5 protein-coding genes are annotated in these 3,120 nt (G+C 66.7%); 4 read left to right on the plus strand and 1 reads right to left on the minus strand.

The genetic code is table 11. The annotated features are described in order from the left end of the window. The 3 genes from DCI01S_RS16195 to DCI01S_RS16200 form a co-directional block, all read left to right on the plus strand. Nucleotides 1-979: AAA family ATPase (locus DCI01S_RS16195; protein ID WP_061230172.1), on the plus strand; the 979-nt coding region annotated here is incomplete at its 5' end. Beyond that, nucleotides 976-1,143, plus strand: a complete 168-nt coding sequence (locus DCI01S_RS17450) for a hypothetical protein (RefSeq protein WP_156482660.1) — start codon at nt 976-978, stop codon at nt 1,141-1,143. The genes DCI01S_RS16195 and DCI01S_RS17450, both read left to right, overlap by 4 nt. Next, complete coding sequence (locus DCI01S_RS16200; RefSeq protein WP_061230173.1) at nt 1,136-1,399, plus strand: hypothetical protein; 264 nt, start codon at nt 1,136-1,138, stop codon at nt 1,397-1,399. Before DCI01S_RS17450 ends, DCI01S_RS16200 begins: the two co-directional genes overlap by 8 nt. A 429-nt stretch (nt 1,400-1,828) precedes the next feature. On the opposite strand, the gene DCI01S_RS16205 is transcribed toward DCI01S_RS16200, so the two are convergent. Then, on the minus strand, nt 1,829-1,996 hold the full coding sequence (locus tag DCI01S_RS16205; RefSeq protein WP_156482661.1) for a hypothetical protein: 168 nt from the start codon (nt 1,994-1,996) through the stop codon (nt 1,829-1,831). 176 nt (nt 1,997-2,172) lie between these two features. On the opposite strand from DCI01S_RS16205, the gene DCI01S_RS16210 reads away from it, so the two are divergent. Then, a partial coding sequence (locus DCI01S_RS16210) for a terminase large subunit domain-containing protein (RefSeq protein WP_244881773.1) occupies nt 2,173-3,120 on the plus strand: 948 nt, incomplete at its 3' end.

Below are 3,120 nucleotides of genomic sequence, written 5' to 3' on the forward strand. Positions count from 1 at the left end.
CCCAGAAGGGTTCGGACTCCTCACCGGGCCACCCAAGGCCGGCAAGTCATGGGCCGTGATGGGACTCGGCCTAGCTCTCGCCTGCGGTGGGCGTGCGTTCGGCAAGATCGACGTCGGCAAGGCGCGCCCCGTCCTCTACATGGCGCTGGAGGACGGGGAACGCCGCGTCCAGGGCAGGGCCCGCAAACTTCTCCACGGGGAGCCGATCCCCGCCCGCATGAACTTCGTGACCGACGTCCCACCGCTCCTGGTGCTCGAGGTCCTCGACGCATGGCTCGACGCCAACACCGGACAGGCACCGCTAGTCATCCTCGACACACTCGGCCGCGTCATGCCCTCAGCCAGCCCCGGTGAATCCGCATATGAGAGGGACTACAGGATCGGCGCCAGACTCAAGCGGTACACCGACCGGGACCCCGGCGCCACGCTCCTCGTCGTCCACCACGTCCGCAAGGCGGAAGGCGCGGACTGGATGGACTCCACCTCCGGGACCAACGGCCTGAACGGCGCCGCCGACTTCACCGTCAACCTCTCGCGGGCCCGCAACGAGGACACCGGCCTCATCCGCGTCACCGGCCGCGACGTCATCGAAGGCGAATACTCCGTCACCGTCACAGACGGCGAATGGGTCCTCAACGGCGACGGCCTCGACGACGCGGCCCAGGCAGCACAGAACGGCAAAGCCACCCAGAACCTCGGAGACTTCGCCGCGTCGATCATCCGGTACGTCACCGAGCACGGGCCCGTCACACCTAAGCAAGTGGAAGCCGCGGTGCAACTCCCCGGCACCACCGTCCGCTCCTACCTCACCCGCGCAGTAGACGCAGGCCGGCTCCAGAAGCACGGACGCGGCCTCTACGGAGCTGCAACAAGTGCAACAAGTGCAACAACCGGAGGTCTGGACAACCCACTTGACGCACTTGTTGCAGATGTTGCACCACCCCCCAACGTCCTCCAGTTCGGAAGGAACCCCTCATGAGAATCCGTTCGACCAGCCGCGTGACCGTGCACAGATCCGCGGACCCGCGCCGACCCATCGAGTTGAAGTTCGCCGGCCTCATCGCGCAGATGACCCGCACCGAAGCACGACAACTCGCCGATGCCCTACACGACACAGCAGACCAGGAGACCACCAATGACTGAGCCCGGAGACCACCTGACCATCACCGCCGCAGACAACAGGCGTGCCGCGGCCCTCGTCGCGCACCACGCCCGCCGAGACTTCGACGGCATCAACGCGATCCTCGGAGAGACCACCGAAGCGAAGCGCGCCACCGAACTGATCTTCGCCGTGCTCGACCTGTACCAAGAACTCGTCCCCGCGGTGCACACACCTCTCGGACTCCAGTTCCTCTCCTCATATCTGCACAAGGTGGCCGGCCTCGAGGACCCGGCATGACCCTCCGACCCTGCCTCGACTGCGGCACACCAGTCGACACCCCGCGGTGCTCCGAGTGCGCACCACCCATCGAACGTGAACGCCACAACCGCAAGTCCAGCCCCCGAGCGAGAGGCTACGACTCCCAATGGGACCGACTGTCCAAACGGGCCCGGAAACTCCAACCCTTCTGCGCAGACTGCGGAGCAACCCGCGACCTCCAAACCGACCACTCCGAGGAGGCATGGCGACGGAAGGCCGCAGGCTTGCCTGTAACGCTCGCAACCGTCGCCGTGGTATGTGGACCCTGCAACCGCGAGAGAGGCCGTCAGCGACCCACACAGGACCCAGGGGGCATACCCCCAGGGGATAGTGACCCGGACCCACGCCGGGAGGCTAAGTTTGCGTCTCACATCGTGGGATCGCCCGGTGGGGGTGGGTGAGATGTGGTCAGAACTGTATGTCGGCGATCCGTTCGGTTCCGGGAGTGGCGATGGCGGGCGCCGCCGCTTTGCCGCCGCCTCCGACCTCGTCGGCGCGAGTCCATTCGCCGGGTGCCAGGTAATGCCTACCGCTGTCATCGTGGTAATAGATGACGCCGCCGTCTTCGATCTTCACGGCGCTTCCGATGAACGGGTCACCGACCCTGGGAGTGATTTGGAACCTCATCTGTCGAGGCTCTCATGAGTGCGATCAAGGCGGGGCCGAAGGGGAAAATCACCGCGGATCCGTTGGGGTTCAAGGGGTGGCCGCGGGATCGGGCGAAGCGTCGTGAGCGGTTCGTTCGGGAGTTCGTGAACGTCCCGAAAGGGGTCGGTGCGCTCAAGCCGCTGCGGTTGCGTCCGTGGCAGACCGAGATTGTGCGTGGCGCGTACGCCGACGGGGTTCGTACCGCGGTGGTTTCCCTGCCTCGAGCGAATGGGAAGTCGGCCCTGGCCGCGGCGCTTGCGGTTGCCGAGTTGTGGGTGGGCCCACCGTCCGCCGAGATCCTCGTCGTCGCGTCGGATGAGCGGCAGGCGAAGATCGTCCTCAACCTGGCGCGTCGGATGATCGAGCTGTCTCCCGAGCTTGCGGAGCGGTGCCACGTGTACCGCGATCACATCGCGGTCCCGGAGAACGATGCGGTGATGCGGGCGCTACCGGCGGACCCGGCCGCGCTCCACGGTTGGGACCCGTCCCTGTTGATCGTCGACGAGCTGCACGTGGTCACGCCGGACGTGTGGGAGGCGGTCACCTCGGTCGTCGGTAAACGCCCCGAGTCTCTGGTCCTGGCGATCTCGACTCCCTCGACGACGCCCGACTGCATCATGTGGAGTCTCGTCGAGCACGGACGGAAGGGTGACGACCCGTCGTTCTTCCTCCGGGAGTTCATGGCCCCGGACGGGTGCGCGACGGACGACCGGAAGGCGTGGGCAGCCGCGAACCCGGCGTTGGGCGACTTCCTGTCCGAGGACGGATTAGCGTCCGCTCAGCGGACGCTACGTGAGCCCGTATTCCGTCAGCTCCGACTCGGTCAGTGGGTCAGCGGTTCGGAGTCGTGGCTCCCGTTCGGTGTGTTCGACCAGCGTGCCGACGAGGACCGCCGGGTCGGTAAGCGTGACCGGGTGGTCCTGGCGTTCGACGGCAGCGCGAGCGGCGATAGCACGGCGCTGATCGGTTGCACGGTTGACGACCCGCACCTGTTCGTCGTCGGGCTCTGGGAGAACCCGGGAGATCCTCGGTGGCGGGTGCCTCGCGGGGAG

This window comes from Dietzia cinnamea NBRC 102147, assembly GCF_001571065.1.
GTDB classification, from domain to species: Bacteria; Actinomycetota; Actinomycetes; order Mycobacteriales; family Mycobacteriaceae; genus Dietzia; species Dietzia cinnamea.

Bases quoted from the DNA above. Each gene is read 5' to 3' on its own strand.
- DCI01S_RS17450 (WP_156482660.1), top strand. From the start codon at position 976: ATGAGAATCCGTTCGACCAGCCGCGTGACCGTGCACAGATCCGCGGAC.
- DCI01S_RS16200 (WP_061230173.1), top strand. From the start codon at position 1,136: ATGACTGAGCCCGGAGACCACCTGACCATCACCGCCGCAGACAACAGG.